This is a genomic window from Streptomyces sp. NPDC054841 (genome assembly GCF_053611045.1).
Window position 1 is genome coordinate 1 of the sequence record NZ_JBSGZO010000826.1, and the last position, 1,976, is coordinate 1,976.

The following is a 1,976-nucleotide window of genomic DNA, read 5'->3' on the forward strand; positions in this document are numbered from 1 at the left end:
GTTCCACTCCCGCCGCCGCCGGATTCCACGGACACTCGCCCGGGGCCCTCACCTCAGCGCACCATGATCGAGCAGATCAGGCGCACCGGGTTCCGTCCGCCGGAGCTCGGCCATCGAGCAGGTAGGTGTCGACTGCGTCGTCGACACACGGACTGCCCATGATGTACCCACTGTGGCCGTCGCCGTCGCGGGTCAGGAGCACGCCGGAGTCCAGCTGCTCGGCCAGGCCCTGGGCCCACGGGTACGGGGTGGCCGGGTCCCGGGTGGTGCCCACCACCAGGATCGGCGGCGTTCCCGGAGCATTGACCGCGTGCGGGGTGCCGACCGGCTTGGCGGGCCAGTCCGCGCAGTTCAGCGCGTTCCAGGCGGCCTGCTCTCCGAACACGGGGGAGGCCTGCCGGAAGGAGGGCATCTCGGCCTGGACCTGCTCGGCCGATGTCACGGCAGGGGGAAGGTCCAGGCATTCGATCGCCGCGAAGGCCTGTCCGGAGAACGATGCGTCAGGGGCGTTGAACAGCGCCAGGTCCGCCCCGTTGCCGGCCAGCGCCTGCCCAAGGGCGGCCCGTAGCAGGGGCCAGAGCTCCTTGCTGTACAGCCCAGTCGATATCGCCGCGGTGGCGGTGTCCTTGTCGAGGATGCCCGCCTCGCCCGCCGGCAGTGGCGTGCGGTCCAGCTGCGCCAGCAGCTCGTCCAGGCGGTGCCGGGCCCCGGGCAGGTCGGTGCCCAGCGGGCAGTCCGCCCTGGTGGCACAGTCGGCCAGAAAAGCGTCCAGGGCCAGCTGGAACCCGGCGGCCTGCTCGCGCAGATAGTCCAGCCTGTTGACTCGGGGGTCGATGGCGGCGTCGAGGACCATCCGGCCGACCCGGTCGGGGTACTCCTCGGCGTAGACGGTGCCTATGGAGGTGCCGTAGGACACGCCCAGGTAATTCAGCTTGGCATCGCCCAGTGCGGCCCGGAGCACGTCCATGTCCCGAGCGGCCTCCTGGGTGGAGACATGAGCCAGCCGCGCCCCGGAGTCGGCCTGGCAAGCGGCGCCGGACTGCCTGTTGGCCTCGATCAATGCGGTGATCTCGGCCGGGTCGTCCGGCGTGGCGTCGAACGGGACGGCGTCGACCGGAGCGGAGTCGGCCGCCGGCGCGACGGGTCCGCAGCTTATCGCCGCGCTCCGCCCGACACCGCGCGGGTCGAAGCTGACGAAGTCGTACTGGGAGCGCAGCCGTGCGGTGGAGTACGTGTCCGGATTGTGCACGGTCTCGACACCGGATCCGCCCGGTCCTCCCGGGTTGTACACGAGAGAGCCGATCCGCTCGCCCGGATCGGTCGCCTGCCTGCGGGCAAGGGCCAGCTCGATGGTGCGCCCGCCCGGGTCGGCGTAGTCCAGGGGCACCTCCAGCCGTCCGCACTGGACACCGGTACCGCAGGGCTTCCAGTCGATCTTCTGCGTGTAGAAGGGGCGCAGCGCTGCCGATCGGGCGGGGTCGATGCTTGCTGCGGCGCCCTGGTGGTCGAGCGCCGGTGTGTGGATGAACAGCACGCTCAGCAGCCCTCCACCGGCGACCAGACCGACCAGCGCGGCCGGCCACGCGGGACCCCAACGCCCGCGGCGCGCTCCTGGAGCCCGGGTGTCGGCGACACGACCAGGCGGCGCGGCCGCGCCGGTCACGGTCCGGTGCAGGGCCCGTCTGAGCTTGGCCGTCCCGCGCCTGACGGGCCTGCTGCGGGTGGGGCGCACGGGAGGATCGCTGCCGTGGTGAGGGTCCGGCGCTTGGGCGGTCATGGTCGTTCTCCAGTCTCCGAGGTGGCCGCGGCTGACGGCCCACCCTTCGATGGAAGGCGACGGGGACCTTGCGGTTGAATTCCCGAAAAAGCGTGACTTGACATGGTTCTTGATCTCTGCGTCTTCGAGATCGCCCCAGGTCAGGGGTGCCCCAGGGTGCTTTCTGGGTACGCGGCAACGCCTCGGCCTTCCACCGAAG

1 protein-coding gene is annotated in these 1,976 nt (G+C 71.3%); it reads right to left on the reverse strand.

Going from position 1 to position 1,976, the window contains the following annotated elements:
* Positions 1-76: 76 nt before the first annotated feature.
* Positions 77-1,777 carry an alpha/beta hydrolase gene (locus ACWGI8_RS43605; protein WP_453669087.1) on the reverse strand — a complete coding sequence of 567 codons (1,701 nt, stop codon included), beginning with the start codon at positions 1,775-1,777 and terminating at the stop codon, positions 77-79.
* Between the last annotated feature and the right edge of the window lie 199 nt (positions 1,778-1,976).